Source organism: Rhodococcus sp. 06-1460-1B, assembly GCF_002258475.1.
In the GTDB taxonomy this organism is placed as follows: domain Bacteria; phylum Actinomycetota; class Actinomycetes; order Mycobacteriales; family Mycobacteriaceae; genus Rhodococcoides; species Rhodococcoides fascians.
This window is the reverse complement of record NZ_NOYS01000039.1, coordinates 20,154-45,775: the sequence shown is the minus strand read 5'-3', so window position 1 is coordinate 45,775 and position 25,622 is coordinate 20,154. Positions and strand designations below refer to the sequence as shown.

At 65.3% G+C, this 25,622-nt stretch carries 26 protein-coding genes; 17 read left to right on the top strand and 9 right to left on the bottom strand.

The features are described 5' to 3' along the window. Positions 1 to 74: 74 nt before the first annotated feature. The gene (locus CH268_RS22835; RefSeq protein ID WP_094665989.1) at positions 75 to 617 is read right to left on the bottom strand and encodes a hypothetical protein; all 543 of its coding nucleotides are present in this window, start codon (positions 615 to 617) and stop codon (positions 75 to 77) included. 193 nt (positions 618 to 810) lie between these two features. Here CH268_RS22835 and CH268_RS22830 point away from each other — a divergent pair, with 193 nt between their 5' ends. Beyond that, the gene (locus tag CH268_RS22830) at positions 811 to 2,184 is read left to right on the top strand and encodes a sialidase family protein (protein ID WP_052067154.1); all 1,374 of its coding nucleotides are present in this window, start codon (positions 811 to 813) and stop codon (positions 2,182 to 2,184) included. A gap of 62 nt (positions 2,185 to 2,246) precedes the next feature. Here CH268_RS22830 and CH268_RS22825 read toward each other — a convergent pair whose 3' ends face one another. Together CH268_RS22825 and CH268_RS22820 are read right to left on the bottom strand one after the other, a co-directional pair. Further along, positions 2,247 to 3,068 (bottom strand): hypothetical protein, encoded by an 822-nt coding sequence (locus CH268_RS22825; RefSeq protein ID WP_094665988.1) that lies wholly within the window; start codon positions 3,066 to 3,068, stop codon positions 2,247 to 2,249. Between the two features lie 123 nt (positions 3,069 to 3,191). After that, the gene (locus tag CH268_RS22820) at positions 3,192 to 3,770 is read right to left on the bottom strand and encodes a TerD family protein (RefSeq protein ID WP_032365486.1); all 579 of its coding nucleotides are present in this window, start codon (positions 3,768 to 3,770) and stop codon (positions 3,192 to 3,194) included. A 226-nt stretch (positions 3,771 to 3,996) separates the two neighbouring features. Here CH268_RS22820 and CH268_RS22815 point away from each other — a divergent pair, with 226 nt between their 5' ends. Then, positions 3,997 to 4,746 carry a DUF1906 domain-containing protein gene (locus CH268_RS22815; RefSeq protein WP_094665987.1) on the top strand — a complete coding sequence of 250 codons (750 nt, stop codon included), beginning with the start codon at positions 3,997 to 3,999 and terminating at the stop codon, positions 4,744 to 4,746. A 105-nt stretch (positions 4,747 to 4,851) separates the two neighbouring features. Here the strand turns inward: CH268_RS22815 and CH268_RS22810 are convergent, their stop codons facing one another. Further along, positions 4,852 to 5,712, bottom strand: a complete 861-nt coding sequence (locus tag CH268_RS22810; RefSeq protein ID WP_048317156.1) for an Rv1157c family protein — start codon at positions 5,710 to 5,712, stop codon at positions 4,852 to 4,854. Positions 5,713 to 6,013: 301 nt separating this feature from the next. Between CH268_RS22810 and CH268_RS22805 the strand changes: the two genes are divergently transcribed. Further along, complete coding sequence (locus CH268_RS22805; protein WP_094665986.1) at positions 6,014 to 7,231, top strand: mannosyltransferase; 1,218 nt, start codon at positions 6,014 to 6,016, stop codon at positions 7,229 to 7,231. Here the strand turns inward: CH268_RS22805 and CH268_RS22800 are convergent. Further along, positions 7,176 to 7,457 (bottom strand): 4a-hydroxytetrahydrobiopterin dehydratase, encoded by a 282-nt coding sequence (locus CH268_RS22800; protein WP_094665985.1) that lies wholly within the window; start codon positions 7,455 to 7,457, stop codon positions 7,176 to 7,178. The two genes, CH268_RS22805 and CH268_RS22800, sit on opposite strands and share 56 nt — an antisense overlap. A gap of 14 nt (positions 7,458 to 7,471) precedes the next feature. Between CH268_RS22800 and CH268_RS22795 the strand changes: the two genes are divergently transcribed. From CH268_RS22795 to CH268_RS22765, 7 genes are all read left to right on the top strand, one after another. Beyond that, positions 7,472 to 7,897, top strand: coding sequence for a (deoxy)nucleoside triphosphate pyrophosphohydrolase (locus CH268_RS22795; protein WP_032381364.1), 426 nt, complete (start codon positions 7,472 to 7,474; stop codon positions 7,895 to 7,897). A 317-nt stretch (positions 7,898 to 8,214) separates the two neighbouring features. Next, positions 8,215 to 10,152, top strand: coding sequence for a translational GTPase TypA (gene typA, locus CH268_RS22785; protein ID WP_032365354.1), 1,938 nt, complete (start codon positions 8,215 to 8,217; stop codon positions 10,150 to 10,152). A 103-nt stretch (positions 10,153 to 10,255) separates the two neighbouring features. Then, on the top strand, positions 10,256 to 12,037 hold the full coding sequence (locus tag CH268_RS22780) for an ABC transporter family substrate-binding protein (RefSeq protein ID WP_094665984.1): 1,782 nt from the start codon (positions 10,256 to 10,258) through the stop codon (positions 12,035 to 12,037). Further along, positions 12,016 to 12,717: a haloacid dehalogenase type II gene (locus CH268_RS22775; RefSeq protein ID WP_369597521.1), complete on the top strand. Its 702-nt coding sequence runs from the start codon at positions 12,016 to 12,018 to the stop codon at positions 12,715 to 12,717. Before CH268_RS22780 ends, CH268_RS22775 begins: the two co-directional genes overlap by 22 nt. A 106-nt stretch (positions 12,718 to 12,823) precedes the next feature. After that, positions 12,824 to 13,717, top strand: coding sequence for an N-acetyl-1-D-myo-inositol-2-amino-2-deoxy-alpha-D-glucopyranoside deacetylase (gene mshB, locus CH268_RS22770; protein WP_032400274.1), 894 nt, complete (start codon positions 12,824 to 12,826; stop codon positions 13,715 to 13,717). A gap of 27 nt (positions 13,718 to 13,744) precedes the next feature. Beyond that, positions 13,745 to 13,903 (top strand): hypothetical protein, encoded by a 159-nt coding sequence (locus CH268_RS27990; RefSeq protein ID WP_008714214.1) that lies wholly within the window; start codon positions 13,745 to 13,747, stop codon positions 13,901 to 13,903. A gap of 86 nt (positions 13,904 to 13,989) precedes the next feature. Beyond that, on the top strand, positions 13,990 to 14,442 hold the full coding sequence (locus CH268_RS22765) for a hypothetical protein (protein ID WP_094665983.1): 453 nt from the start codon (positions 13,990 to 13,992) through the stop codon (positions 14,440 to 14,442). On the opposite strand, the gene CH268_RS22760 is transcribed toward CH268_RS22765, so the two are convergent. Genes CH268_RS22760 through CH268_RS22750 form a run of 3 tightly spaced genes read right to left on the bottom strand, consistent with a single transcriptional unit; the run spans position 14,369 to position 17,105 of the window. After that, a complete protein-coding gene (locus CH268_RS22760) occupies positions 14,369 to 15,070 on the bottom strand; it encodes a uracil-DNA glycosylase (protein WP_094665990.1) in 702 nt (233 codons plus the stop codon). The genes CH268_RS22765 and CH268_RS22760 overlap by 74 nt on opposite strands. A gap of 41 nt (positions 15,071 to 15,111) precedes the next feature. After that, entirely contained in the window at positions 15,112 to 16,629 is a 1,518-nt protein-coding gene (locus CH268_RS22755) for a PH domain-containing protein (RefSeq protein ID WP_094665982.1), read from the bottom strand. After that, entirely contained in the window at positions 16,626 to 17,105 is a 480-nt protein-coding gene (locus CH268_RS22750; RefSeq protein ID WP_094665981.1) for a PH domain-containing protein, read from the bottom strand. Before CH268_RS22750 ends, CH268_RS22755 begins: the two co-directional genes overlap by 4 nt. A 134-nt stretch (positions 17,106 to 17,239) precedes the next feature. Between CH268_RS22750 and CH268_RS22745 the strand changes: the two genes are divergently transcribed. The 5 genes from CH268_RS22745 to CH268_RS22725 all read left to right on the top strand — a co-directional run bounded on the left by CH268_RS22745 (position 17,240) and on the right by CH268_RS22725 (position 23,012). Next, positions 17,240 to 19,780: a bifunctional FO biosynthesis protein CofGH gene (locus CH268_RS22745; RefSeq protein WP_094665980.1), complete on the top strand. Its 2,541-nt coding sequence runs from the start codon at positions 17,240 to 17,242 to the stop codon at positions 19,778 to 19,780. Between the two features lie 36 nt (positions 19,781 to 19,816). After that, positions 19,817 to 20,572: a hypothetical protein gene (locus CH268_RS22740; RefSeq protein ID WP_027498081.1), complete on the top strand. Its 756-nt coding sequence runs from the start codon at positions 19,817 to 19,819 to the stop codon at positions 20,570 to 20,572. Between the two features lie 114 nt (positions 20,573 to 20,686). Continuing rightward, complete coding sequence (gene fdxA / locus CH268_RS22735; protein ID WP_027498080.1) at positions 20,687 to 21,010, top strand: ferredoxin; 324 nt, start codon at positions 20,687 to 20,689, stop codon at positions 21,008 to 21,010. A gap of 4 nt (positions 21,011 to 21,014) precedes the next feature. Next, a complete protein-coding gene (dapC, locus tag CH268_RS22730; protein WP_094665979.1) occupies positions 21,015 to 22,118 on the top strand; it encodes a succinyldiaminopimelate transaminase in 1,104 nt (367 codons plus the stop codon). 276 nt (positions 22,119 to 22,394) lie between these two features. Next, complete coding sequence (locus CH268_RS22725; RefSeq protein WP_094665978.1) at positions 22,395 to 23,012, top strand: LysE family translocator; 618 nt, start codon at positions 22,395 to 22,397, stop codon at positions 23,010 to 23,012. A 13-nt stretch (positions 23,013 to 23,025) separates the two neighbouring features. Here CH268_RS22725 and CH268_RS22720 read toward each other — a convergent pair whose 3' ends face one another. Further along, a complete protein-coding gene (locus CH268_RS22720; protein WP_094665977.1) occupies positions 23,026 to 23,448 on the bottom strand; it encodes a hypothetical protein in 423 nt (140 codons plus the stop codon). Positions 23,449 to 23,465: 17 nt separating this feature from the next. Between CH268_RS22720 and CH268_RS22715 the strand changes: the two genes are divergently transcribed. Continuing rightward, positions 23,466 to 24,866, top strand: a complete 1,401-nt coding sequence (locus CH268_RS22715) for an acyl-CoA synthetase (RefSeq protein WP_176458031.1) — start codon at positions 23,466 to 23,468, stop codon at positions 24,864 to 24,866. Between the two features lie 47 nt (positions 24,867 to 24,913). Next, entirely contained in the window at positions 24,914 to 25,573 is a 660-nt protein-coding gene (locus CH268_RS22710) for an SDR family NAD(P)-dependent oxidoreductase (protein ID WP_094665975.1), read from the top strand. Positions 25,574 to 25,622: the final 49 nt, after the last annotated feature.

Below are 25,622 nucleotides of genomic sequence, written 5' to 3'. Positions count from 1 at the left end.
GACACCTCAGCTCGAAAGCGCCTAACATACAACACAACTCGTTGATCATGAACCGGATGGTTCACCGATCCGAATTACACCACCCCATGGGGCACTATCGGCCGAGAGGGCACGGGTTGTGTACCGAACAGCTCGCGAGCAGTTCGGGCGGCCAGTGTTCCGTCCGCGGCTGCGTGCGACAGTTGCAGAACAGCAACAAGACTCGGCCCGTCACACGCAGGAGCACCCGATACGTTCGGATACAGGTGCAGATGCCAGACCGTGTGTCGCGGGTCGACCTGACGCTCGAACGACGACGCGACGGCGTCGAGACACTCCTGCCACGTCCGGGGTTCGGGGTGAACGCTGATCGTGTCCGTGCCGGGGTCCATCGCAGTCCAGTGCGGACGCTCGAGACCGAACGGAACCTCTGTAATTCGAAGACCGAGCACCTCGATACCCGCGCTGCGAATGCGCAGCCGTCGCACCGTGGACTCCAGTGGTTCGCGCGCTCCCGCGAAGCAATACAGCAGAAACTGGTCACTGGGGACCTTCGACGCCATCCAGTACGCCTGCGCATCGACCGGATGAAGGCGCGCAGAGCCCGACAACAGAGGTTCGGCGAACGCACAGGGCACACCAGAAGCTTAAGGCGTGCATCGGCGATCGACGGTCTCGAAACAGACCGGTTTCGTTCTGTGAGCTGTCACGACGTTCGGCCCAGGACTTCTGCATCGGCCTCGGCGTTTTCGGCGTGAATCGACGCTAGCCTGATCCAATGCACCACCGCGCCCCGATATCACGACGCCCGCGCCGCCGCGGGCGGGTGTCGTGACACCGCGGGTCGCGTCGGGATATCGAGCAGGGCTTCGCTTTTCGACCAACGCGGCAGCATCGGCCGACTACGCCACCGATATCTCCTACACCGAATACGGGTCGTCCGCGTGCACCCTCGGAACAGCCGCGGACAACACCGTATTTCTCGCCCCGGCATACACCGTCGACGGCGTCGGAGTTCTGCAGTCCTCCGATTTCGGACAATCCTGGCGAGCATCGGTGCCGGACGGCACGGTGAACACCGGCCGCCGAGCGCACATGTACTTCGACGATGCCGACGACCGGCTGTTTCTCACCGCCGGTCGCGTCGACTCGACACCGACGCGCATGTTTCGATCGGGCTTCGACCTCGGAATCAGCGACGACCGAGGCCGAACGTGGCGCTTCCGGAGAGTGGCATCCAAGGCCAGGACAGGTGCCAAGGTATTCGCCGGACCTCGGGTGTCCGCACCGGACGCGTCGTCTCCGTCATCTGCTCGCGTGACGTACCTGTCCGCTCCCACACCGTTCGCCCTCCGCGTGCGACCTCTGATCAACGCCACCCGCCAGGTGATCTGGCGTTCGTACGACGGCGGGACCAAATGGGAGGTAGCCGGCGGGTTCGACATCGACCCGAAAAACATTCCGGGACTTCCCGGTACGGACTACGTCGCATTCGGCACCGGTGTCGTCGGCCCGGACGGCACGGTCTACATCGGCGGCCGATACGGCCGTCGTTTCGCGGTCGCGGTCAGCCGCGACGAGGGTTTGACCTGGGATGTCCGCATAGTCCCCGGATCGGCGCTCGCCAAATATCACAACCCGTTGCACCTTCTGCTGCTCGCTTCCCGATACCTACTGCCGGAGTCGGTCGCTGTCGACTGCGACGGCACCCTGTACGCCCTGTGGCCGGACCGGGACGGATTGCTGCACGCTTCGTGGTCTTCCGACGGCGCGAACAGCTGGTCGAGACCCGTCGTGGTGTCCGCTCCGGGAGTGCGAGGGGCGCGGTTCGGTGCGATCACCGCCACCGGATCGGGGCGCGTCGGAATTTCGTATTACGGGCGTGAGGTCGGCCGCGCATTCCACGGCTTCATTGCACAGAGTCGCGACTTCCGCACTGCAGGACCGGTTTTCGTCGGTGGTAAGTACAACGAACCCGATGCTCCGCTGTTTCCGTACGGGTTCCGTCGAGGTTTCCCCGGCTCCGTTTTCGGGCGATCTCTCGACGAGATGGTGCGGGTCCGGTTCGCGCCCAACGGAGATCTCGTGACCGGAGCGGTCATGCAGATGCGCGGGCGGAACCGCTTGCGTCCCTGGGCCGCACGCGCGCGGCGCACCGAGATGCAGGCGGTTCTCGGTCGGCTCGGCCGCATCGATCGTTCCTGATGCAGCGAAAAGCCGTGCAGCGCAGAGCTACACGGCTTTTCGATCGTTCGATTGGACCTGAATCAGGCGACGTTCACCAGGCCGACCGTCGGGAAGAAGAAGCAACTCTTGTCCGAGCCGTCGACTGCCTTGTGGTTCACGGTGCCGAACACCGCGGCCAGAACGGTTCCCGATCCGGTCTGCACGGGGACAGCGCGCGCACCGGCAGCGGGCAACGCATTGAGTGCGTTGACCACGAGGGGCCGGGCCAAGTCCTTGAACTCCGCCGGAATTCCGGAGTTGTCGAGGATCGACTGGGCCATGGTGGTGACCAGGCCGCCGAAGTCGGCGAAGCCGCCCTGCAGGGTGTTGACGTTGAACCACGCCACCTGCATGCCGGACTTGTCGGCCGAGTCGTTGACGATGCCGGCCGGAACGAATGCGAACATCGTCTCGCCCTTGTTCACCGCGTTGAGTTCGGGAACAGGGATCGAGGGCAGGCCGGGCAGAGTGGCGATCGGCGGCACGGTCAGCCGGGGCCACGGTCCGCCGGCACCACCGGCGACGCCCGGCACGATTCCGAGTGGCGCGCCCGGTGTGGCGGCGCAGTTGATCGCAGCGGTCGGGTAGAAGAACGGCGTGATGCCGAAGTCGGTGAGAGCCTTGTTGGCCGCGTCGAGGGCCGCGAAGGGGTCTGCGGAGGTGTTCTCGGCGACCGGGGTGCGCGAGTCGGCGATGGCAGTCGCTGCGGCGAGCGAAGCACCGTCCTGCCCCTGCAATGCGGCGATAGCCCGGGCGAGCGGATCGGCGGGAGCCGGGTCCGCTGCCGCAGTGGCAGGAACGGCGAGCAATGCCGCGCAGGAGAGCGCGAGCGCGCCCGCCAGACGGCTGAGGCGACGAGACATGTGTGACTCCTGTGACTTATGTGGCTGATGTTGCGTGTGCGCTGATATCACCACACATCATCTTGGCGTCACAAGCTCAGCTGTAGACCGTTGTGCAATCGAGACGGACTCGCGCACCCTGCGTCAGCCTACGTCGATGCCGAAATCGCGCACGATGCCCTCCAGGCCGGACGCGTAGCCCTGACCGATTGCGCGAAACTTCCATTCGGCACCGCGGCGGTACAACTCGCCGAAGACCATCGCAGTCTCGGTCGACGCGTCCTCGCTCAGATCGAAGCGCGCGAGTTCGCGGCCGTCGGACTTGTCGACCACACGAATGAAGGCGTTGACGACCTGACCGAAGTTTTGCCCCAGCGCGTCCGCGTTGTGAATCGACACCGGGAATGCAATGGAATCCACCTCGGGTGTCAGCGCTGCAAGGTCCACATCGATGCTCTCGTCGTCGCCTTCGCCCTCGCCGGTGCGGTTGTCTCCGGTGTGCTCGATCGCGCCGTCGGGGGAGCGCAGGTTGTTGTAGAAGACGAAGTAGTTGTCGTTGAGCGCCTTCTTGTCGGTACCGAGGCCGATCGCGCTCGCGTCGAGGTCGAAGTCCCCGCCGGTGGTGGAGCGAACGTCCCAGCCCAGACCGACGGTGACCGCGGTCAAGTTCGGTGCTTCCTTCGTCAGCGAGACATTTCCGCCCTTGGCGAGTGTTACGCCCATGTCCAACCACTCCTTCACGCTGTCGTTCGTGCTTCGTCCTCCCCACCCTATTCATGACTGCGGGCGCGGTGCTCGAGTTGCATGTGTGAACGACGAGCCACGCGGGTGGGGTGTGAGCAGTGGGGCTGGCGGTGCACATGTGTTTGTGATGGGATACGACAAAACATCGGAAAATAGCAGTGACGGCGCGTTTCGTGACGTAGGCGCGCCGTTGCAATCGAACGGCATGGGAGATTTTGTGCAGGTTTCGCGACGTGAACTGTTCAAGTACGCCGCGGCCGGCTCCGCAGCCGCCGTCGGTCTGGCCGCGTGGGGTTCGGCCACCGCTCATGCAGACGCGGGGCTGGGAACGCTCGTCGACTACGCGGGAGGGGTGCCGTCGGCGTCGGCCATCAAGAGCGCAGGCCATCTGGGAGCTGTCCGCTACGTCTCGGATCGGCGTCCCGACGCGACCTGGATGGTCGGCAAGCCGATGACCGCGTCGGAGGCGCAGTCCCTCACCGAGGCCGGCCTGGAGGTGGTCTCCAACTACCAGTTCGGTAAGGGTGCCACCGCGGATTGGCGAGGCGGGTACGTTGCGGGCGTCAAGCATGCGAAACGTGGACTCGAGCTCCATCTGGCGGCCGGTGGCCCGTCCGATCGGCCGATCTACGCATCGATCGACGACAACCCGACAGCCGTCGAGTTCGCCACCCTCATCGCGCCGTACATCCTGGGCTGGCAGTCGGTGATCGGAGCGGAGAACACCGGTATCTACGCGAATTCTCCGACCATCGAATTGGCGTCCGTCGCAGGACTGGGCCAGTGGTATTGGCAGCACAATTGGGGGACCCCGAAGGGGTTCGTACATCCCGAAGCGCACATTCACCAGATTCGTATCGACAAGGACACGGTGGGTGGAGTGAAAGTGGATATCAACAATGTCATGAAGTCCGATTACGGCCAGTGGTCGAAATCCGGTGCCGACATCGTCTGAATACCATCCGTGTAATTCGGTGGTCTTTTCTCCGGCCGATAAGCACGAAAACAATTCGCCCCCGGCTTCGAGGAAGCCGGGGGCGAATTGCTGTGGTCTCGTGAGCTACGGAACGTAGACCGTGCCGATCGTCGGCAGGAAGTTGCAGCTGCGCGGCGGCGCGGCGGCGTCTTCCTTGGACTGAGTGGTGATCGATCCGGACACCACGGACAGCACGCGACCGGGGCCGGTGTCGGCGATGGCCGACAACGTCGCGGGGCCGTCGGCGTTGATCTTGGCTGCGCCGGTCAGGTCCTGGGTTCCCGATCGGCGGTTGTCGATGTTGAGCCACGTCACGGTGAGCGGAGCGGACTGCTGCGCGGCGAGAGGCGCGGTGCCGAGGGCGGTGAAGACGAAACCGGCCTGGCCTGCAGCCGGTCCGGGGGGCGGCAACGTGGCCGGTCCGGGAACGGCCAAGGCGGTTCCGACGGAATCTGCGGTGTCGGAGATGCAGCCCTTGCCCAGGGTCGGGTACAGGAACTGTGCGATGACGGGGCCGTCGGCGGGCAGCTCGGGCCCACCGCCGCCGGATCCGTCCAGGAAGGTGATGACCGATTCCAGCAGCGACTTGACCTGGTCCGGAAGCTGCGCGGTTTCGAGAAGGGCGCGAGCCTGGCCGAGGAGATCTGCTGCGGGAGCGGCACCCACATCGGCCGGCCCTGCAGCTGCACCGACGATGGCAGGCGCGAAGGACGCGAGTGCCTCGATGTCGGAGAGGTTGGGCAGGGGTTCACCGGGAGCGGGCAGGAACTGGGCGATCAGCGCTGCGGGATCGGCCGGAGCAGCCGGCAGATCTGCCGGAGCCATGGGCACCAGAGGCTGAGCGGATGCGCTGGTCGGCACAACGAGTGCGGCGGCTGCGGCCACAGCCAGAGCTGTGACGACGCGACGCGTTCCGCGAGTACGAAGCACGGTGATATTCCCCATTCTGATCATGACGCAGGTCCACGGCGACAGCCGGTGCCCGAGGGGTCACTCTATGTAGAGCGATCCCGGATGTACAGCCGTAGTAGGTCCAGTCCTCCCCGGCTGAACTCTATCGAGGATTCTATGGGCCACGCGCTGCGAATTCTCCGCAGAATCGAACAATAGCGTGTTGCACGAGTGACCAGTGTGAAAGGTGATGTAAATGTTACGAGGGGATCGGCACGGTTAGGGTGGGTATCGATCGCCCTATAAGCTCGGCTGTCGATAAACGGCATCGATACCGAACGGAACCACACGCACCGTGAACCGACTTGTTCGGCTGGCCCCCGTTCTGCTGGCAGTTTCGGTGATCAGCCGATTCGTGTGGGCGTTCGTCACCCCCAACGGTATGAACCTCGTCGACCTGCACGTGTACGTCGAAGGCTCCGCTGCACTGCTCGGCGACAACCTGTACGACTACACGTACTCGGTGCAGACCCCGGACTTCCCACTGCCGTTCACGTACCCACCGTTCGCCGCCCTCGTGTTCTTCCCGCTGCACTATCTGCCGTTCACGGTGGTCGGCATCGTCTGGCAGGCCGCGACGATGATCGCGCTGTTCGCAGTGGTCCGGCTGGCCCTGTCGATGGTTCTCGGCGACGACCGGGCCGCCGAGAACCGCTGGGTGAGAATCGCCATGTTGTGGACCGCGCTGGGGCTGTGGTCCGAGCCCGTGCGCACCACCCTCGACTACGGCCAGGTCAATGTGTTCCTGGTACTGCTGGCGCTACTCGCGGTACGCAGCTCGCGCTGGTGGGTGGCGGGCGGACTCGTGGGGTTCGCCGCGGGCATCAAGCTGACCCCGGCCATCACGGGCCTGTACTTCCTCGCCACTCGGCGGTGGAAAGCTGCAGCATTCTCGGCGGTGGCATTCGCGCTCAGTGTCGCGGTCAGCTACGCGGTGCTGGGGCGTCAGGCGGCCACGTACTTCACCACGTTGCTCGGCGATGCCGACCGCATCGGACCCGTCGGCTCGGTCTGGAATCAGTCTCTGCGTGGAGCTCTGAGCCGGATCGTGGGCGAGGACGTCGGCCAGGGACCGCTGTGGATCGCCGCCGCAGTGATCGCCGTGGGCCTCGCTGTGCTGGCATGGCGAGCACTCGATCGCCGCGACCACCTGGGAACCCTGGTCATCGTCCAACTCCTGGGCCTGTTGGTGTCGCCGATTTCGTGGTCGCACCACTGGATCTGGGTGATTCCGATGGTGATCTGGCTGCTGCACGGGCCGTTGCGCGATATCGCCGGAGCCAAGATCGTTGCCGGCTACTGGCTGGTGACGGTCACGGTGGGGGTGCCCTGGTTGCTGAGCTTCTTCCAGGAATCGATCTGGACCATTCCCCGTCCCGGCCTCGAGGCCTGGGCCGGTGCCGTCGACGTGATCGGATCTGCTCTGTTCCTCGGCTGGGTCGCCTATGCGGGACGCGTCAATTCGCGATCAGTGCATCGATCCGACGCGCCAGATCCACGTCCTTCTGCGTGAGACCGCCGGCGCTGTGCGTGGACAGCGTGAACGTCAGCGTTCGCCATCGGATGTCGATGTCGGGGTGATGGTCCGCCTCCTCCGCGGCGTCGGCCACGCGGTTCACCACCTCGATCGCGGCGGGAAACGACGTCAGCTCGACGGTGCGGGTCAGAGTTTTCTCCGTCACAGTCCAGTGGGTGAGCTGTGCGTCCTCGATGTCGCGGTCGGTCAGCAATTCGGTCATAGAAAGATGGTGGCATGTCCGGTACCCCTACCGCTGTGGTTGTCGCGGCCGCGTTGATCGACGACGGTCGTCTGCTGCTCGCGCAACGAACTCGACCGCCGGAGTTGGCCGGTCGGTGGGAGCTACCCGGCGGCAAGGTCGAGCCGGGGGAGTCGGAGGACGCCGCACTGGCGCGCGAACTGCGCGAGGAACTGGGGGTCGAGTGTTCGATCGGTGCCGCGCTCAGTGGAGACGTCGAGCTTTCCGGTGGCATGGTGTTGCGGGCCTACCGAGCCTCGATCGTCTCGGGAACCCCTGCGCCGCTGGAGCATTCGGCTCTACGGTGGGTCGATGCCGCGACGCTGCCGACGGTGGATCTGGTCGATGCGGACCGACTCTGGCTGCCGGACCTACAGGAAATTCTGCTCACTTCGCCCGAGCGGTCTTCAGACCTTTCTTGAGGTCTTTCTTGGTCGCGCCCGCGGATTCCAACTTCTTCATTCGCATGATCACGACGGGGCATTTGATGCAACGAACTTTCTTGCGGCAGCATTTTTTCTTGGGCTTCATCCCCGAGACATCTGCGGCCTTTATCTTGCCCATGGGCACCAAGACTAATGGGTGGCGCAGGTCACAGACCTGAGGGTGGCGCGGGGCACTGCCGGACTACGGGTAAACTCGACCAGTCGCGAGAACCTCGCGGTGCAGCGCGCTTCTCTAGCGACATAAGCCCGCTAGCGAACAAGAGCCCGCATTCGACTCCAGGAGAATTTTTCGCGTGAGCGCCCCAAGCAGTGCAGACAACATCGACAGCACCACTACTTTTCGCAACGTCGCCATCGTTGCACACGTCGACCATGGCAAGACCACCCTGGTCGACGCCATGCTTCGGCAGTCCGGCGCGTTCGAGGAACGTGCCGAAGCGATCGACCGCGTCATGGACTCGGGTGACCTCGAAAAAGAAAAAGGCATCACGATCCTGGCCAAGAACACGGCCGTTCACAAGCGCAATGCCGACGGCACCATCACCGTCATCAACGTGATCGACACCCCCGGCCACGCCGACTTCGGTGGAGAGGTCGAGCGCGGCCTGTCCATGGTCGACGGCGTCGTGCTCCTCGTCGACGCTTCCGAGGGCCCGTTGCCGCAGACCCGTTTCGTGCTGCGCAAGGCGCTCGCCGCGTCGTTGCCGGTGATCCTGGTCGTCAACAAGACCGACCGTCCCGACGCGCGTATCGAAGAGGTCGTCTCGGAGAGCCACGATCTGCTGCTCGACCTCGCGTCCGATCTCGACGACGAAGCGTCCGAGGCAGCCGAGCTCGCCCTCGACCTCCCCGTTCTCTACGCCTCTGGCCGTGAGGGCAAGGCCTCGAAGGTCCAGCCCCAGAACGGACACGCTCCCGACGCCGAGAACCTCGACGAGCTGTTCGAGGTTCTGCTCAGCTACGTCCCCGCGCCCAAGGGTAACGTCGACGCGCCGCTGCAGGCACACGTCACCAACCTCGACGCGTCGGCCTTCCTCGGCCGCCTCGCCCTGGTTCGTATCCACAACGGCCAGCTCTCCAAGGGCCAGACCGTCAGCTGGATGCGTGAGGTCGACGGCGAGCCCGTCGTCCAGAAGGCCAAGATCACCGAGCTGCTCAATACCATCGGCGTCGAGCGCGTTCCCGGCGAGAAGGGTGTCGCAGGAGACATCGTCGCCGTCGCGGGCTTCCCGGACATCATGATCGGCGACACCCTCGCCGATCTGGAGAACCCGGTCGCTCTGCCTCGCATCACCGTCGACCAGCCGGCCATCTCGGTCACCATCGGTACCAACACGAGCCCGCTCGTCGGACGCGTCAGCGGCCACAAGCTCACCTCGCGCATGGTCAAGAGCCGCCTCGACCAGGAGCTCATCGGTAACGTCTCGCTCAAGGTCCTCGACATCGGTCGCCCCGATGCCTGGGAGGTCCAGGGTCGTGGAGAGCTCGCGCTCGCCATCCTCGTCGAGCAGATGCGTCGTGAAGGCTTCGAGCTCACCGTCGGCAAGCCCCAGGTGGTCACCCAGCAGGTCGACGGCAAGCTGCACGAGCCCTTCGAGGAGCTGATGGTCGACACACCGGAGGAATACCTCGGTGCAGTGACGCAGTTGCTCGCCGCACGCAAGGGCAAGATGGTCCAGATGACGAACCACGGCGCAGGCTGGGTTCGCATGGAATTCATCGTTCCCTCGCGTGGCCTGATCGGTTTCCGCACCGAGTTCCTCACGGACACTCGCGGCACCGGCATCGCCAACGCTGTCTTCCACGGTTACGCGCCGTGGGCCGGCGAGATCCGCGCCCGCCACACCGGCTCGCTCGTCTCGGACCGTCACGGCACCGTGACCCCGTTCGCGATGATCCAGCTGGCCGACCGCGGCACGTTCTTCGTCGAGCCGGGCGCAGACACGTACGAGGGCATGGTCGTGGGCATCAACCCGCGTCAGGAAGACCTCGACATCAACGTCACTCGCGAGAAGAAGCTGACCAACATGCGTCAGTCCTCCGCCGACGTCATGGAGACCCTGGCCAAGCCGAAGAAGCTGGACCTGGAAATGGCCATGGAGTTCTGTGCAGGCGACGAGTGCGTCGAGGTGACCCCCGAGGTCGTCCGCGTCCGCAAGGTGCACCTCGATTCCAACGAGCGCGCCCGTGAGCGTTCGCGCAGCAAGACGCGCGACAAGGCTGCTCTGTAAGACAGATCCTGTACGGCAGAAGCGACGTGTCACCATCGTGGGACGTCGCTTCTGCCGTACCTGTAGCCGATCACGAAGGAGATCCTCGTTGCGTAACGTACTGATGCCGGTGGTTCTGGCCTCCGCCACTGCCCTGGTACTCACCGCATGCACCGCGGATCCACCGCCACCGATCGAGAGCGTCGAAACTCCGGTCACCACGACGACCGTGCCGTCGAAGACCGGCGATCCCGTTGTCGTGGCGATCGACGACGTGGGCATCGGGTTCAACCCACACCTGCTGGCCGACCAGTCGCCCGCCACCGCCGCGGTCAGTTCGCTCGTGCTGCCCAGCCCGTTCCGTCCCACCCTGAACCCCGACACCGGCGTGACCACGTGGGAGCCGGACCTGTCGCTGTTGATCTCCGCCGAAGTGACGTCTCAGTCTCCGTTCACCATCCGGTACCAGCTACGCAACGAGGCCCAGTGGTCCGACAGCGCACCGATTGCGGCCGAGGACTTCCGGTACCTCTGGCAGCAGATGATCACGCAGCCGGGCGTCGTCGATCCGGCCGGCTACGCACTGATCAGCGATGTTGCCTCTTCGGGCGGCGGCAAGACCGTCGACGTCACCCTCGAGTCGCCGTATCCGGCGTGGCAGCGATTGTTCGCCGACCTCGTGCCCTCGCACCTGCTCAAGGATTCGCCCGGCGGCTTCGAGGGTGGTCTCACCGACAACGTGCCGGTCTCCGGTTCGCGGTTCAACATCAAGACCGTCGACCAGGGCCGGGACGAGATTTTGCTGGAACGCAACGATCGCTTCTGGGACCAACCCGCCTCGCCCGACCAGATCCTCATTCGGCGCGGTGGCACCCCCGCACAGTTGGCCGATTCGTTGCGGTCGAGTGATGCGCAGATCGCACAGGTTCGGGGTGGGTCTGCGACGCGCGCTCAACTGTCGGCAATTCCCGGGGTCCGCACCGACACGATCCATCAATCGCGAGTGTTGTCGATGACGGTGAACGGCCGGGCACCGAACATGTCGGAGTCGCTTGTGCGGCAGGGGATCATGGGTCTGCTGGACCCGAACCTGCTGGCGACGGTCGGGGCCGGCGGAGGGGCGACGGATCGCCGAGCCGCGGCCCAGTTGTCGTCGCCGTCGGACCCCGGTTACACCGCGACCGCACCCGCCCCGATCGGCAGAACCGCGGCCCTCGACCTGCTTCGCCGCGCCGGCTTCGTTCCGACACCCGACGCGATCGTGACCTCGACGCCGAGCGCGGGCGCATCCACGACCTCTGCTGCGCCGCCGACCACCAGCGCGCCGACCACGAGCGCGCCGGCTCCCGGAGTACCCCGACTTGCAGACGCCGGCGGTACCGCGCTGCGATTCGTCATCGGTGCCGTCGAGAACGACGACATCGCACTGGCCGTGGCCGGGACCGCCGCGGACGAGCTCGTCAGTGCGGGTATCGACGCGACCGTCACTCCGCTGCCCGCGGACGAGTTGTACTCGACGGCGCTGACCGACGGCGGCGTCGACGCCGTGGTCGGGTGGACCAGTGCGGGCGTGGACCCGGCAACGGCCCTGGCCTCGCGCTTCGGCTGTGTTGTGGAGCCGGCTCCGGGGAGCAGCGGCAGCGTGGAGGCCCCGCGCAATCTGTCCGGTCTGTGTGTTCCGGAATTACAGCCGACGATCGACCGCGCCCTGATAACCGGCGTCGATGCGACGATCGTTGCCGAGGAGATCGAGCCCAAGCTGTGGTCTCTGGCGTCGACGCTGCCGATCATGCAGGACCAGTCCGTGGTGGCTGCGGTGCCGGGTATCACCGGCGTCTCGTTGACCGGGCCGGTGGAGGTCGGCATCTTCGCCGATGCCGCGAAGTGGATCCGGACGGTCCGGTGAACACCGTGCGCTTGCCTCGGGTGATCATCTTCGACGTGAATGAGACCCTGTCCGACATGGCTCCCATGGCGGCGCGATTCGCCGACGTCGGAGCGCCCGAGCACCTGTTCCCGACGTGGTTCGCAGGAGTGCTGCGGGACGGGTTCGCGCTCGCGGTCGTAGGTACCGCTCGGCCGTTCGCCGAGGTCGGTGCCGGTGTGCTCGAGGCGTTGCTGTCCGATGCTGCGATCGATCGCCGGTTGGACGATGCTGTGGACCACATCATGGCCGGTTTCGCCGAGCTCGAGGTACATCCCGATGTGGTAAACGGAGTGAATGCTCTTGCAGCGCTTGGCATTCGGATGATCACCCTCAGTAACGGGTCCGCGTCGCTCGCGCAGTCTCTGCTCGAACGAGCCGGCGTGCGGAGTGCTTTCGAGTTGCTGCTCTCGGTCGAGGACGCCGGACGGTGGAAGCCGCACGCCGATGCCTACCGCTACGCGTTGGAGCAGTGCGGTGTCGAACCCGGCGACGCGATGCTGGTGGCCGTGCACCCCTGGGATATCGACGGTGCGCACCGGGCAGGCCTGTCGACGGCGTGGCTCGATCGCGAGAACCGTCCCTATCCCGACCATTTCGTGCCTGCCGATGTGACAGCGCAGTCGTTACCGTATGTGGCGCGAATGCTCGGCGAGCGATGAACGGCTGCCCGACCCGAAGACCCAGACAAACGATGACACAGCGAGTAGCGAGCGACGAGGCATGGCGGAACAGGTTGTGACAGAGCAGGTTGTGACAGAACAAGCGATGACGCAGCCGCAGCGGTTGCTGCTGGTCCATGCGCACCCGGACGACGAGAGCATTACCACCGGCGGGACCATCGCCCATTACGTGCGCGCGGGCGTCGACGTCACCGTGCTGACGTGCTCGCTCGGTGAAGAGGGTGAGGTGATCGGCGATACGTGGGCCGATCTCGTGGTCGACCGAGCCGATCAGCTCGGTGGCTACCGAATTCTGGAACTGCATCGCGCGCTCGCGGCGTTGGGCTGTAACCCGCCCCGCTTTCTCGGTGGTGCCGGCCGCTGGCGAGATTCCGGAATGGCCGGAACCCCGGCTGCTCTCAAACCGCGCGCATTCGTCAACGCAGACCGGCAGGAGGCTCTCGGGGCGCTCGTGTCGGTCATGCGCGAACTCAGGCCTCAGGTCGTCGTCGGTTACGACCCGGAGGGGGGCTACGGCCACCCCGACCATCAGCAGGTCCACTCCCTGGTGACCGAGGCGGTCGAGGTCTGTGGAACTGACGCCCATCCCGCGGCCGGAGCTCCGTGGGAGGTGGCGAAGTTCTACTGGACCGTCACCGGCCGCGATCAACTGGACGCGGGACTCCGGGCGATCGCCGATATCCCCGAGGGGTGGCGCATGCCCCTCGACGGCGAGTTGCCGAGTGTGGCCGAGGACATGATCACCACCAGCATCGACGTTCGCGGTGTACTCGACGCGAAGACCGACGCGTTGCGTGCGCACGCAACTCAGGTGACGGTTGCGCCCTCGGGTGCCGAGTACGCACTCTCCAACGACATCGTTCAGCCGATCCTGCTCGACGAGCAGTACGTACTCGTGCGGGGCGTGCTCGGCTCCGACGGGGCGGGCAGGGAGAACGACTTGTTCGCGGGCGTACTAGGCTGTGTTCCGAATCACTGATCTCATGACAACAGGGGCGGAACACACATGTACAACTGGGTAGTGCAGGACGCAATCGTCGCGTTCGTCGATTCTCTCAAGCCGCAGTTCGGCGCACAGGCAGATCTGTACCAGTACGTTCTGGGTCAGATCGCCATGGGTGCGAGCAACTTGCTGACCTCGCTGGGCTATCCGCCGGTTTCCTGAGTGCCGGTGCCCGGTTTTTCGAAGGCGATGCCCGGTTTTCGAATGCGGTGCACTGAAACGACCCGGGCCAAGGCAGTATTGGGCGCATGATCTCGAAGGCCGCATCCAATACTGTCGCCCTGGTGTCGTGGGCGACGGTCGCAGTACTGGTGTTCGACGGCTTTCTGTCCGGAATCCTGTCGGTCTTCTTTCTCCCGACCTATGTGGGGTCGGTGCAGTTTCCCATCAGCGCGGTGCTCGGGGGCATCGCGAACGTCGCTCTGGTTCTGGCCGCGCGTAAGGTCGCCGAACGGCCGATCTGGGTGGCGTCGCCGCTGATCGGATGGTTCGTCGCAGTAGTGCTGTGCATGTTCGGCGGCCCCGGCAACGATGTTCTGCTGCTGGCCGACTGGCGCACGATGCTGCTCATCGTGGCCGGTGCCGGGCCTGCCGGTGTGCTGCTGTTCATGTTCAGAATGAAAGCCATCACAGCAAGCGTGCGTGCCGACCCGCATTCCGGAGCACGTCCTCGATCATCGTCGGGGTCAGCAGTCCGGTGAACGTGTTTCGCTGACTGACGTGGTAGCTGGCGAACACGGTGATCGTGCCCAGATCGAGCTGCACGCCGTGACCAAATTTCGGTGCAGGCCTGGGTATTTCCCACCCGTTCGCGGCGAGAATCGGTAGCAGCGACTGCCAACCGAACGCCCCGAGCACGAGAATCGACTTCAGTCGCGGACGCAGCAGGCGCAATTCGTCGTCGAGCCAGTGGCGACACCGATCGCGCTCGGCGGGAGTCGGCTTGTTCTGCGGCGGAGCGCAGTGCACGGGGGCTGCAATACGAACTCCGTTGAGCGTCAGCCCGTCGCCGATGTGCGTCGCGGTCGGTTGGCTGGCGAGCCCGACGGCATGCATGGCTCGGTACAGCACGTCTCCGCTGCGGTCCCCGGTGAACATACGACCGGTGCGATTGCCGCCGTGGGCGGCCGGGGCGAGCCCGACGATCAACATCGACGCATCGGCCGGGCCGAAGCTGGGAACGGCTCGCCCCCAATACGTTTCGTTGGCAAACGCGGCGCGCTTCTCGGCAGCGACCTGTTCGCGCCACTGCACCAGCCGTGGACAGGCACGACACTGTGACACCGCCAAGTCGAGCTGCGCAATGGTCTGCGGGCGCTCCTTCTTCATCGGCTCCTTCTTTATCGGCTGCGTCTTCACGTGCTGCGTCTTCACGTGCTGCGTCGAAGCCAGATGTCTCCGGCACCCGGTGTGACGGCGTCGATCATGGCCCACGCGTTCTCGATGGGTATGTCGACCACCTCGTAGCGTCCGACGCCCGCCGGTGTCGCTGCCACGACGGTGGCCACGCCGGCGCGACGTTGGAAGAACGTCTGCCGCACCGTCCAACCGATGATGCCGCCGGCTTCGAGGCTGTGCCGGGTTCGGTCGAGCGATCCGTGCTGGGTGATCAGCCAGCCGGGCAGGACGGCGTGCCCGAGGCCGCGGTAACGGTGGTGAGCGACTCCGACGGCAGCCACGAACAGCACGGCCACGACGATCCACGCGAGGATCGGGATCGGTGCGCCGAGAGACTGCGCAATTCCAAGTCCGGCCGCGACGACGAGCAGCGGTAGAACGGCCCGGGTGTAGCGGCGTCGCCGCGCGGCAGGTCCGTGCTGCAGAAGCGGGCGGTCGGCATTGCCGTGCATGCCTGCGTCGCCGAGCACCGTGGTCATCATGCGCAGCGCCTCGGCCCGCGGAGCCTGGGGGAGCAGTAGCGACGATTCCTTCTTCTCGGCGCTCACTCCGGTCATGATGGCGTCGAGTCGCGCCCCGCCGACCGACCTCAGTAGTAGTGGTAGCGACAAAGAAGTGCCGCGCAGTCTCTTGCGGTCGAGGGTCGACTGACGGGTGCGGAGCAGCCCGTGGCTGACGTGCAACGTGCGACCCTGGTCGGTGACGGTCAGGTTGCCGTAGGTGATCAGGTATCGAACGCAGGCGAAGATGCTGGACACCACGAGGAGCACGATCAGTGCGAAGACGACGAACAGTGCGATGCCGAACCGTTGCGCCGATTCGACGCTGTTCGAGACCACCGACGTCTCTGCCAACGTCTGTCCGATGCCGTATTGGAACAGCACGCCCACTGCCGCGGCGATGGTGACGATGCCGGTGATGGAGAACGGCGCGAACCGCACCCACGAGAACTGCCAGTGCGCAATCTCGACGCCGGGGTCGGCTGCGGCAACGGGCATTCCGTCGCTCGGCGTTGTTCGGCCCGACACCCGCTGCAGCAGTTCGCCGCGAAGCTCCGGCACCAGTGACGTGTCGAGGGCGTTGAGCTCGAAAGCCTCGCCTTTGCCCGCCTGCTGGCCGGTCCCGATGCGGAGAATGGACAGGCCGAGCACTCGGTGCAGTACGTTCGCTTCCACGTCGACCGACCGAATCCTGTTGCGCGGGATAGACAGTACTTTCTTCTGCAACACCCCGGTGCGCAGTTGTACGTGCACCGGCCCGATCCGGTAGCTGGTGGTGAACCAGCGCGCAATCGCGAACACGACGACGACCGCGAGGATGCCCAGACTCCAGTAGTGATTACCGCTCTGACTGCCGACGAAGAACGAGATCAGCAGTACCGGCAGGATCTTGATGCCCTCGTTCACCGGATGCACCAACAACATTCGCTTGTCCAGGCGCAACCACGGCTGCTCCTCTTCGACTGCCAGCAACTCCGCCTGATCGGTCATGTGGCATCTCCGACGGTGCGGCCGGCGATATCGGTCAGTCGCGTGACGGTCTCGTCCGCAACGGCCTGATCGAGTGCGGTGATCTTCACCGCGCCCGCCGACGATGCCGTCGTCACGGTGACCGTCGCCAACCCGAGCAGGCGATCGAGTGGTCCGCGCTCGGTGTCGACGGTCTGCACCCGCGAGATGGGGGCGATGCGTCGTTCTTGGCTGAGCCAACCGGTGCGGGTGTACACGGCGGTGTCGCTGATCTCCCAGCGGTGCACGCGGTAACGCCACTGCGGCACGATCGCGAGGTGCAGTGCGGTCAGCACGACCGATACGACGAAGACGGTGACATGAAGCCAGGACGTCCGGTTCGAGTCGACGAAAAACCAGACGATCTGAGCGATGAACACCGGTAGCCACAGCAGTCCGGCGCTCAGTGTCCAGAGCAGACGCGCACGGGGAGAAGGCTGCCACTGTGGGTCTGTCATCGTTGTCACGGTACAAACCTAGCGCTGCCCCGTCGTGCGCGTTTTGTGCCCTTGCAGGTACGCAATACGCGCACAAGGGCCGCAGGCCCACCCGCGGGTGGCACGGGCGTACCGGGAAGGCGCATGATCGACGAGTGACTTCTCTACCTGACTCCGCGCCTGCCCCCTCTGCGATGCGACGAGTGTTACGCCGTGCCCGCGATGGAGTGTCTCTCAACGTCGACGAAGCCACGGTCTTGTTGCACGCTCGCGGTGACGACCTGGTGGATCTGATGACGTCGGCGTCCCGAGTACGTGACGCCGGACTCGAATCCGCCGGCCGTCCGAAGACGGTGTCGTATTCACGCAAGGTGTTCGTGCCCATCACGCGGTTGTGCCGCGACAAGTGCCACTACTGCACGTTCGTCACGGTGCCGGGCAAGCTCAACGCTGCCGGGCACGGGATGTTCATGGATCCCGACGAGATCATCGACGTCGCCCGCAAGGGTGCCGAGTTGGGCTGCAAGGAGGCGCTGTTCACGCTCGGCGACAGGCCGGAGGAGCGGTGGCCCGAGGCCAAGGCGTGGCTGGACTCGCGCGGCTACGACTCGACTCTGGACTACGTGCGCGCCATGTCGATCAGGGTGCTGGAGGAGACCGGTCTACTGCCGCATCTCAATCCCGGAGTGATGTCGTGGCAGGAGCTCTCGCGCCTCAAGCCGGTGGCCCCCTCGATGGGCATGATGCTCGAGACCACCTCGCGTCGGCTGTTCGAGGAGAAGGGGCAGGCGCATTACGGCAGTCCCGACAAGGATCCCGAGGTTCGGCTGCGCACACTGACCGACGCGGGCAGGCTCAACATTCCCTTCACGACGGGCATCCTCGTCGGCATCGGTGAGACGTTGCGGGACAGGGCCGAGTCCATCATGGCAATTCGTAAGGTGCACAAGTCTTTCGGCCATGTGCAAGAGATCATCGTGCAGAACTTCCTGGCCAAGTCCGATACCGCGATGCGTTCCGTGCCCGACGCCGGTCTCGAAGAATTCCTGGCGACCATCGCGGTGACGCGCATGGTGGTCGGTCCGTCGATGCGAATTCAGGCCCCGCCGAACCTCGTCGCAGCGGAGGAGACCGCCGCGTTGCTCGGCGCAGGCGTCGACGATTGGGGCGGTGTCTCGCCGCTGACTCCAGACCACGTCAATCCCGAGCGGCCGTGGCCGAACCTCGACACTCTTGCCGAGTTGTCGGCGGCCGCCGGTTACACGCTCGTGGAACGCACTGCCGCGCAGCCGCAGTACGTGTTGGCCGGTGCACCGTGGATCGACCCGCGGATCTCGGCACACGTGCGGGCGGTGGCCGACCCGGAGACCGGGATGGCACGCGAGGGCGTCAACCCGACGGGTCTGCCGTGGCAGGAGCCGGACGAGGAATGGGAGTCCTCGGGACGGGTGGATCTGAACACCGAGATCGACACCGAGGGCCGCAACACCGAGACCCGCTCGGATCTGGCGAATGCGTTCGGCGACTGGGATTCCATTCGTGAGCAGGTGCGCGACCTGGCCGGTCTCGAACGAGTCGACCGCGACCTCGTGTCGGCGTTGACGGCGGCTGAGAAGGACCCGGCCGGTCTGTCCGACGAGCAGTACCTCGCACTGGCGACGGCCGAGGGCCCCGGCATGGACGCCGTCGCCGCGCTCGCCGACGACCTGCGCAAGCAGGTCAACGGAGACACTGTCACCTACGTGGTGAACCGGAACATCAACTTCACCAACATCTGCTATACCGGATGCCGATTCTGCGCGTTCGCGCAGCGCAAGGGCGACGCCGACGCGTTCACGCTGTCCACCGCCGAAGTCGCCGACCGTGCGTGGGAAGCGCACGTCGTCGGGGCCACCGAGGTGTGCATGCAGGGCGGCATCGACCCCGAACTGCCGGTGACGGGATACGCCGATCTGGTCCGTGCGGTCAAGGCGAAAGTGCCGTCGATGCACGTGCACGCGTTCTCGCCGATGGAGATCGTCAACGGGGCCTCCCGCGGCGGCCAGTCGATCCGCGAGTGGCTCACCGAGCTGCGGGCCGCCGGCCTGGACTCGATTCCGGGTACCGCCGCAGAGATTCTCGACGACGAGGTGCGGTGGGTGCTCACCAAGGGCAAGCTGCCCGCAGCCGAGTGGATCGAAGTGATCACCACCGCGCACGAGGTGGGCCTGCGATCGAGCTCGACGATGATGTACGGCCACGTCGACAATCCGTCGCACTGGGTCGGGCATCTGAACGTGCTCAAGAAGATCCAGGACAAGACGGGCGGGTTCACCGAGTTCGTGCCGCTGCCGTTCGTGCACCAGTCGTCGCCGCTGTATCTGGCGGGTGCCTCGCGGCCCGGCCCGACCAATCGGGACAACCGCGCGGTGCATGCTCTGGCCAGGATCATGCTGCACGGCCGTATCGACAACATTCAGACCTCATGGGTGAAATTGGGAATCACGGGTACACAGGCGATGCTGAACGGAGGCGCGAACGATCTGGGCGGGACCCTGATGGAAGAGACGATCTCGCGCATGGCGGGTTCGCAGAACGGTTCGGAGAAGACCGTCGCGGAACTGCACGAGATCGCCGACGGCATCGGACGACCGGTTCGTCAGCGCACCACCACGTACGGCCCGGCACCGGCGGTGTCGGTCGCCGGCCTGATCTGACCTACAGGTCTTTACCCGAAACGGAGTTTGCCCGACATGGACGACCGTCGAGTCGCCGCGGTACTGAGCAGTGCCGTCGCCATCATTCATCCCGTGCTCGACATCCTGGCCACACGTGACCCGATCGGACTGAAAGGACGGACGTTCCGCGAGTCCTCCGCGGACGATTCGACCCTCGACAACGTCATCGACTTCCTGGCCAAGGCGTTCGACACCACGGACTTCCCGGGCACCGCCGGCTGGGAGAAGCTCGACAGTGATGCTCGTTCGCAGTGGTGGGTCAATCGCATCGGAGCTCTCAACACTGTCGCCGTCGCCTTCCCCGGCGTCTTCGGCATCCTGGTCAACCGTCTGCCGATCCAGGATCTGCTCGGGTTCGCCAACCAGGCGATGGTGCTCGTCGCCGTGGCTCGCGAATCCGGAGTGACCGACCGCGAGACGCATGTGGCGCTGCTCGGGTCGGTGCTGTGCAAGCGTGACCTGACATCCTTGGCCGACAGTGCTCCTGCGAAGAAGGAAGAATCGCCGAAATCCGGCCCGTTCGCACTGCTGCGCGGGATGTGGCAGATCGCCAACGTGCTGCGTGACGTGGCAGGCGAGTTGGAGAAGCGCCCGCATCCACGCGGGTTCTATCGGGTGCTCGGAGCCATCCCACTCGTCGGTGGCGTCGCCGGATATCTCGGTGAGCGGGGCGCGCTGTCGCGCGCTGCCAAGCAGGGACGAAAGTGGCTCGCCGCCCACAAGACGGCGTCGGCTTCGGTGGCCCAGCCCGCGAAGCAGCTCCGGCGATAGCAGGCCGGAGCAGGTGAGGTCACCCTGGTCGGATTGTCCCAGGTTCGGACCGCGATACTAGGATGCTGAGGGCGCGAGAGCGCCCACGATCTATACAAGGAGGGGAGAGCAGCAGTGACCTACTCGATTGCAGAACCGTGCGTAGATGTACTGGACAAAGCGTGCATCGAAGAGTGCCCGGTGGATTGCATCTACGAGGGTAACCGAATGCTGTACATCCACCCCGACGAATGCGTCGACTGCGGAGCCTGCGAACCCGTGTGCCCCGTCGAGGCCATCTTCTACGAAGACGACGTGCCCGAGCAGTGGAGTGCATACGTCAGCGCCAACGTCGATTTCTTCGACGATCTCGGATCTCCGGGTGGCGCAGCGAAACTCGGCAAGACCGACTACGACCCGCCGTTCATCAAGGCTCTGCCTCCCATGGGCGAGAACTGACGCCTTGGCACGCAGAGCGGTGGCAGCGACGCTGCCCGACTTTCCGTGGGACTCGCTGACCGCTGCCAAGCAGAAGGCGTCGGCGCACCCGGACGGCATCGTGAATCTGTCCGTCGGGACGCCCGTCGACCCGGTCGCCGAGGTGATTCGGGTCGCGTTGAACTCGGTGGCCGACGAGCCCGGTTACCCGACGACCGTCGGTACCGCCGCGCTGCGGGAGGCCGCGGTGGCGTCGCTCGAACGTCGCTACTCGATCACCGGTATCTCGACCGACGCGGTGCTTCCGGCCATCGGTACCAAGGAAATGATCGCCTGGTTACCGAGTCTGCTGGGTCTGGGTGCCGATGATCTTGTCGTCATCCCCGAATTGGCGTATCCCACATACGAAGTGGGTGCGCTGCTCGCCGGCGCACGAATTCTTCGTGCAGACGGACTGAATCGTCTCGGCCCCGAACGCGCCTCGCTGATCTTCGTCAACTCGCCGTCGAACCCGACCGGCAAGGTGCTCGGAGTCGAGCACCTGCGCAAGGTCGTCGAGTGGGCCCGCGAGCGCGACGCCATCGTCGTCTCCGACGAGTGCTACCTGGGGCTGACCTGGGAAGCCGACGCGGTCTCGGTGCTAGACCCGCGCGTCTGCGACGGCGATCACACCAATCTCCTTGCAGTGCACTCACTCTCGAAGACCTCGAATTTGGCCAGCTACCGCGCCGGTTTCGTCACCGGCGACGCGGCCCTGATCGCCGAGTTGCTCGAGGTCCGCAAGCACGCAGGCATGATGGTGCCGCTCCCCATTCAGGCCGCCATGACCGCAGCTCTGGCCGACGACGAGCACGAGAACATCCAGCGAGAGCGATACCGCGCTCGCCGAACGGTACTGAAGGGGGCCGTCGAAGCAGCCGGCTTCCGCGTCGACCACTCGGAGGCCGGGTTGTACCTGTGGGCCACGCGCGACGAGCCATGCCGCGACACCGTCGACTGGCTCGCCGAACGCGGCATCCTCGCCGCACCGGGAGAGTTCTACGGACCGAACGGTGGCAAACACGTCCGCATCGCACTGACGGCGACGGACGAGCGCATCGAGGCTGCGGCGGCTCGCCTGCGCGGTTAGCCGAGCTTCCTGGTGCGCTGAGTGTTAGTGCGCTGAGTGTTGTAGTGCGCTGAGTGTCCACTATTTTCGTCCGCTGACGGGATCCCGGTTCTCGATGTGAATTGTGGACACTCACCTCAGTTGGCTTCGGCCCCGCTGACGCCGCTGAAGGGTGTGGGCTCGAGGTGCGCTGAGTGTCCACTATTCGGTCCGATCGACGGGATCCCGCTTCTCGATGTGAATTGTGGACACTGAGCTCAGTTGGCCCCTGCTCGGATCGGGTGTTCTCATGTACCCATGACCCTCAGCCTGCTGCTCAGCTTCGCCGGTGTGTGCTTTCTGCTGGCGATTCTGCCCGGGCCGGATTCGTTTCTGGTGCTCCGCTACAGCATCGGCGGCCTCAAGCCAGGTGTCGCTGCAGCGATGGGTGTCGCGATCGGCGGCCTGTTCTGGGCCGTGCTGGTCGCCGTCGGGCTGGCGGCGATCGTCGAGCAATCCGCGACGGCATACCGCGTCGTCAAGGTTCTCGGTGGGTTGTATCTGTTGTATCTGGGCGTAAAGGCTTTTCGAGCCCGCCGGAAGAACAAGGTGGCAGGCGAGCCGTTGGTCCCGGTGGCGGCATCCGCATGGTCGGCGTTCGGTGCCGGAGTTCTCTCGTGCGCGCTCAACCCGAAGGTCGGACTGTTCTACCTAGCGGTGGTGCCGCAGTTCCTCAATGTCGTCACGTTCACCGGTGCCATGACGCTCGGTCTGGTCGAGGTGGTTGTCGCTGCCGTGGTGATGGGAGTGTTCTCCGTTCTCGCCTCACGCGCTGTGACGCTGCTGCGTAAACCGGCCGTGACCGACTGGCTGGACCGCATCAGCGCTGGATTCCTCGTCGCCCTCGGAATCGGAACGGTGGCGTCTTCGGCCTAGTTGCGGTGGACCGTCAGTCGAGGTCCGGCTCGCCGACGTTCCATCCGCCGCGCCTGATGCGCAGGATGTAGACCAATTCGTTGCTGCCGAAGGCTTCGACGGTGGTGAACCGCTTCGGTTCGGCGTTGACCTCGGGGTTGCGCGCGTGCGCCTCCTCGTAGAGCTGAGTCGCTCGGAGATCGGCCAACTCCACTCGCGTCCAGAAATCGTCGGACTGGACCGAGTAGACCAGTCGCGGCGCTCCGTCACTGACGTGCGCGAGGTCGATGTCCTCGTCGTCGGAGTCCTCGTCCTCGAGGTCCAGGTCGAGGTCGTCTTCGGAATCGACGTCCTGTTCGGCGTCGGTTCCGATCAGATAGACACCCGCCTGCAGGTCACCGGCGGCGACCGTCATGTACTCGGCGTAGTCGCCGGTGTCGATTCCGTCCACGTCCATATCTGTACGGTAGCCATGTGCTGCTTCGTTCACTGAACCCACTCGCCGTTGCGCGGGGAGACGATATTCCCGACGCCGTCACCATCGACGGCATCTCGCTCTCTCGTGCCGACATCCTGGGAGCGGCGACTTCCGTAGCCGAGCGCATCGGCCGGGCAGATCGGCTCGCCATCCACGCGACGCCATCGGTGAAAACGGTGCTCGCCGTCGTCGGTGCGTTGATTGCCGGCGTCACCGTTGTTCCCGTCCCACCGGATGCAGGCTCGGCCGAACGTGAGCACATCCTCCGCGATTCGGGTGCGCAGGCGTGGCTCGGCGAAGCGCCGCCGGACACCGCGGGTCTGACGGTTCTGCCGGTGCGTCAGCACGCACGGTCGTGGCACAGCTACCCCGAGCCGCAGCCGTCGTCGATCGCGTTCGTGCTCTACACCTCCGGCACCACCGGCCCGCCGAAAGGTGTGCTGATTTCTCGCAGCGCCATCGCGGCCGGGCTCGACGCGTTGGCGCAGGCCTGGAGCTGGACGTGGAAAGACACTCTGGTGCACGGTCTTCCGCTGTTTCATGTGCACGGACTGATTCTCGGGTTGCTCGGCCCACTGCGAGTCGGAAGCCCGTTGATCCACACCGGCAAACCGACTCCCGAGCTCTATGCGGCAGCGCGGGGTTCTCTGTATTTCGGGGTGCCGACCGTATGGTCGCGCGTCGCCGCGGATGAGACGTCCGCCCGCGCCCTGGCCCACGCCCGACTATTGGTGTCCGGCAGTGCGCCGCTCCCGGTTCCGGTGTTCGAGAAGCTGCGTGAGTTCACCGGTCAGGCTCCCATCGAGCGGTACGGCATGAGCGAAACCCTCATCACCATCAGCACCCGCGCCGACGGTGAACGTCGACCAGGATCGGTAGGACTGCCCGTCGCAGGCGTCGAAACCCGACTGCTGGGCGAGAAGGGCGAAATTCTGCCCCACGACGGCGAATCCATCGGTGCCTTGCAGATCCGCTGCCCCATGCTGTTCGACGGTTATCTGAACAACCCCGAGGCGACGGCGAAGACCTACACCGAGGACGGGTGGTTCGACACCGGAGACGTCGCCCTCATCGAGCCCGACGGGTTCCATCGCATCGTCGGGCGAGCCTCGACCGACCTGATCAAGTCCGGCGGCTATCGCGTCGGCGCGGGGGAGATCGAGACGGTGTTGCTGGGCCACCCGAGCGTGGACGAAGTAGCTGTCGTCGGCCTGCCCGACGACGATCTGGGTCAACGCATCGTGGCGTTCGTCGTCGGTACCGAGGTCGAGGATCGAGTGCTCATCGACCTGGTGGCCACCGAATTGTCGATCCACAAGCGGCCCCGGGAGATTCGCGTCGTCGACTCGCTGCCGCGCAATGCGATGGGCAAGGTGCAGAAGAAGCTCCTCGGCTGACTCCGCGTTGTGAGCGCGGGTCGGGTGCAACGCGCTAGCTTCGAGTCATGAACCTCGACGGCGCACGCATTCTCGTATTCGGTGCCAGTGGCGGACTCGGCGGCCCGATCGTCGAGCAACTCGCCCAGGCCGGCGCGCGGCTGACCATCAGCGGACGCAGCCTCGAGTCCGCGGAGCATCACACGGTGAATGCCGATCTGACGCTGCCGGATTCGGCTCGCTCGGTAGTCGCGGAGGCCGTCGAACACCACGGCGGTCTCGACGGGATCGTGATCGCCGCCGGTGTGGTGGCCTTCGGTTCGGTCGCCGAGGTGGACGACGACACCGTCGACGAGCTGCTGTTGCTCAACTACCTGGCACCGCTGCGCATCATGCGTGAAGCGCTGACCACTCTGGATCAGGGTGGATTCGTGCTCAACATCAGTGCGGTGGTCGCAGACAAGCCGATGCCCAACATGGGTGCCTACTCGGCGAGCAAGGCCGCGGCGAGTGCGCTGCTGAAAAGTGTTCGCACAGAGGCACGGAAGTCGAAGATCCGTATCGTCGACGTGCGGCCTCCGCACACCGAGACGGGGCTGGCGACGCGGCCGATCGCCGGGCAGGCACCGAAACTATCGCAGGGCCTGACGCCGGAGGCAGTGGCCTCACGGATCGTTGCCGCGATCACCGACGACGAAACCGACGTCGGCGCAGACCAGTTCTCTTAGGCTATTGTCGGCACCGTGACCGAGACACATGTGACCGACGCGGGCAGAA

What these genes read in the sequence shown, in the direction of transcription:
- CH268_RS22820 (WP_032365486.1), bottom strand. Translation starts at nt 3,770, where the DNA reads ATGGGCGTAACACTCGCCAAGGGCGGAAATGTCTCGCTGACGAAGGAA.
- CH268_RS22755 (WP_094665982.1), bottom strand. Translation starts at nt 16,629, where the DNA reads ATGACCGATCAGGCGGAGTTGCTGGCAGTCGAAGAGGAGCAGCCGTGG.
- CH268_RS22720 (WP_094665977.1), bottom strand. Translation starts at nt 23,448, where the DNA reads ATGGACGTGGACGGAATCGACACCGGCGACTACGCCGAGTACATGACG.
- CH268_RS27990 (WP_008714214.1), top strand. Translation starts at nt 13,745, where the DNA reads ATGTACAACTGGGTAGTGCAGGACGCAATCGTCGCGTTCGTCGATTCT.
- CH268_RS22725 (WP_094665978.1), top strand. Translation starts at nt 22,395, where the DNA reads ATGACCCTCAGCCTGCTGCTCAGCTTCGCCGGTGTGTGCTTTCTGCTG.
- CH268_RS22815 (WP_094665987.1), top strand. Translation starts at nt 3,997, where the DNA reads ATGGGAGATTTTGTGCAGGTTTCGCGACGTGAACTGTTCAAGTACGCC.
- CH268_RS22810 (WP_048317156.1), bottom strand. Translation starts at nt 5,712, where the DNA reads ATGGGGAATATCACCGTGCTTCGTACTCGCGGAACGCGTCGCGTCGTC.
- mshB (WP_032400274.1), top strand. Translation starts at nt 12,824, where the DNA reads ATGACGCAGCCGCAGCGGTTGCTGCTGGTCCATGCGCACCCGGACGAC.
- CH268_RS22710 (WP_094665975.1), top strand. Translation starts at nt 24,914, where the DNA reads ATGAACCTCGACGGCGCACGCATTCTCGTATTCGGTGCCAGTGGCGGA.
- CH268_RS22825 (WP_094665988.1), bottom strand. Translation starts at nt 3,068, where the DNA reads ATGTCTCGTCGCCTCAGCCGTCTGGCGGGCGCGCTCGCGCTCTCCTGC.
- CH268_RS22740 (WP_027498081.1), top strand. Translation starts at nt 19,817, where the DNA reads ATGGACGACCGTCGAGTCGCCGCGGTACTGAGCAGTGCCGTCGCCATC.
- CH268_RS22800 (WP_094665985.1), bottom strand. Translation starts at nt 7,457, where the DNA reads ATGACCGAATTGCTGACCGACCGCGACATCGAGGACGCACAGCTCACC.
- CH268_RS22765 (WP_094665983.1), top strand. Translation starts at nt 13,990, where the DNA reads ATGATCTCGAAGGCCGCATCCAATACTGTCGCCCTGGTGTCGTGGGCG.
- CH268_RS22750 (WP_094665981.1), bottom strand. Translation starts at nt 17,105, where the DNA reads ATGACAGACCCACAGTGGCAGCCTTCTCCCCGTGCGCGTCTGCTCTGG.
- CH268_RS22795 (WP_032381364.1), top strand. Translation starts at nt 7,472, where the DNA reads ATGTCCGGTACCCCTACCGCTGTGGTTGTCGCGGCCGCGTTGATCGAC.
- CH268_RS22780 (WP_094665984.1), top strand. Translation starts at nt 10,256, where the DNA reads ATGCCGGTGGTTCTGGCCTCCGCCACTGCCCTGGTACTCACCGCATGC.
- CH268_RS22760 (WP_094665990.1), bottom strand. Translation starts at nt 15,070, where the DNA reads ATGAAGAAGGAGCGCCCGCAGACCATTGCGCAGCTCGACTTGGCGGTG.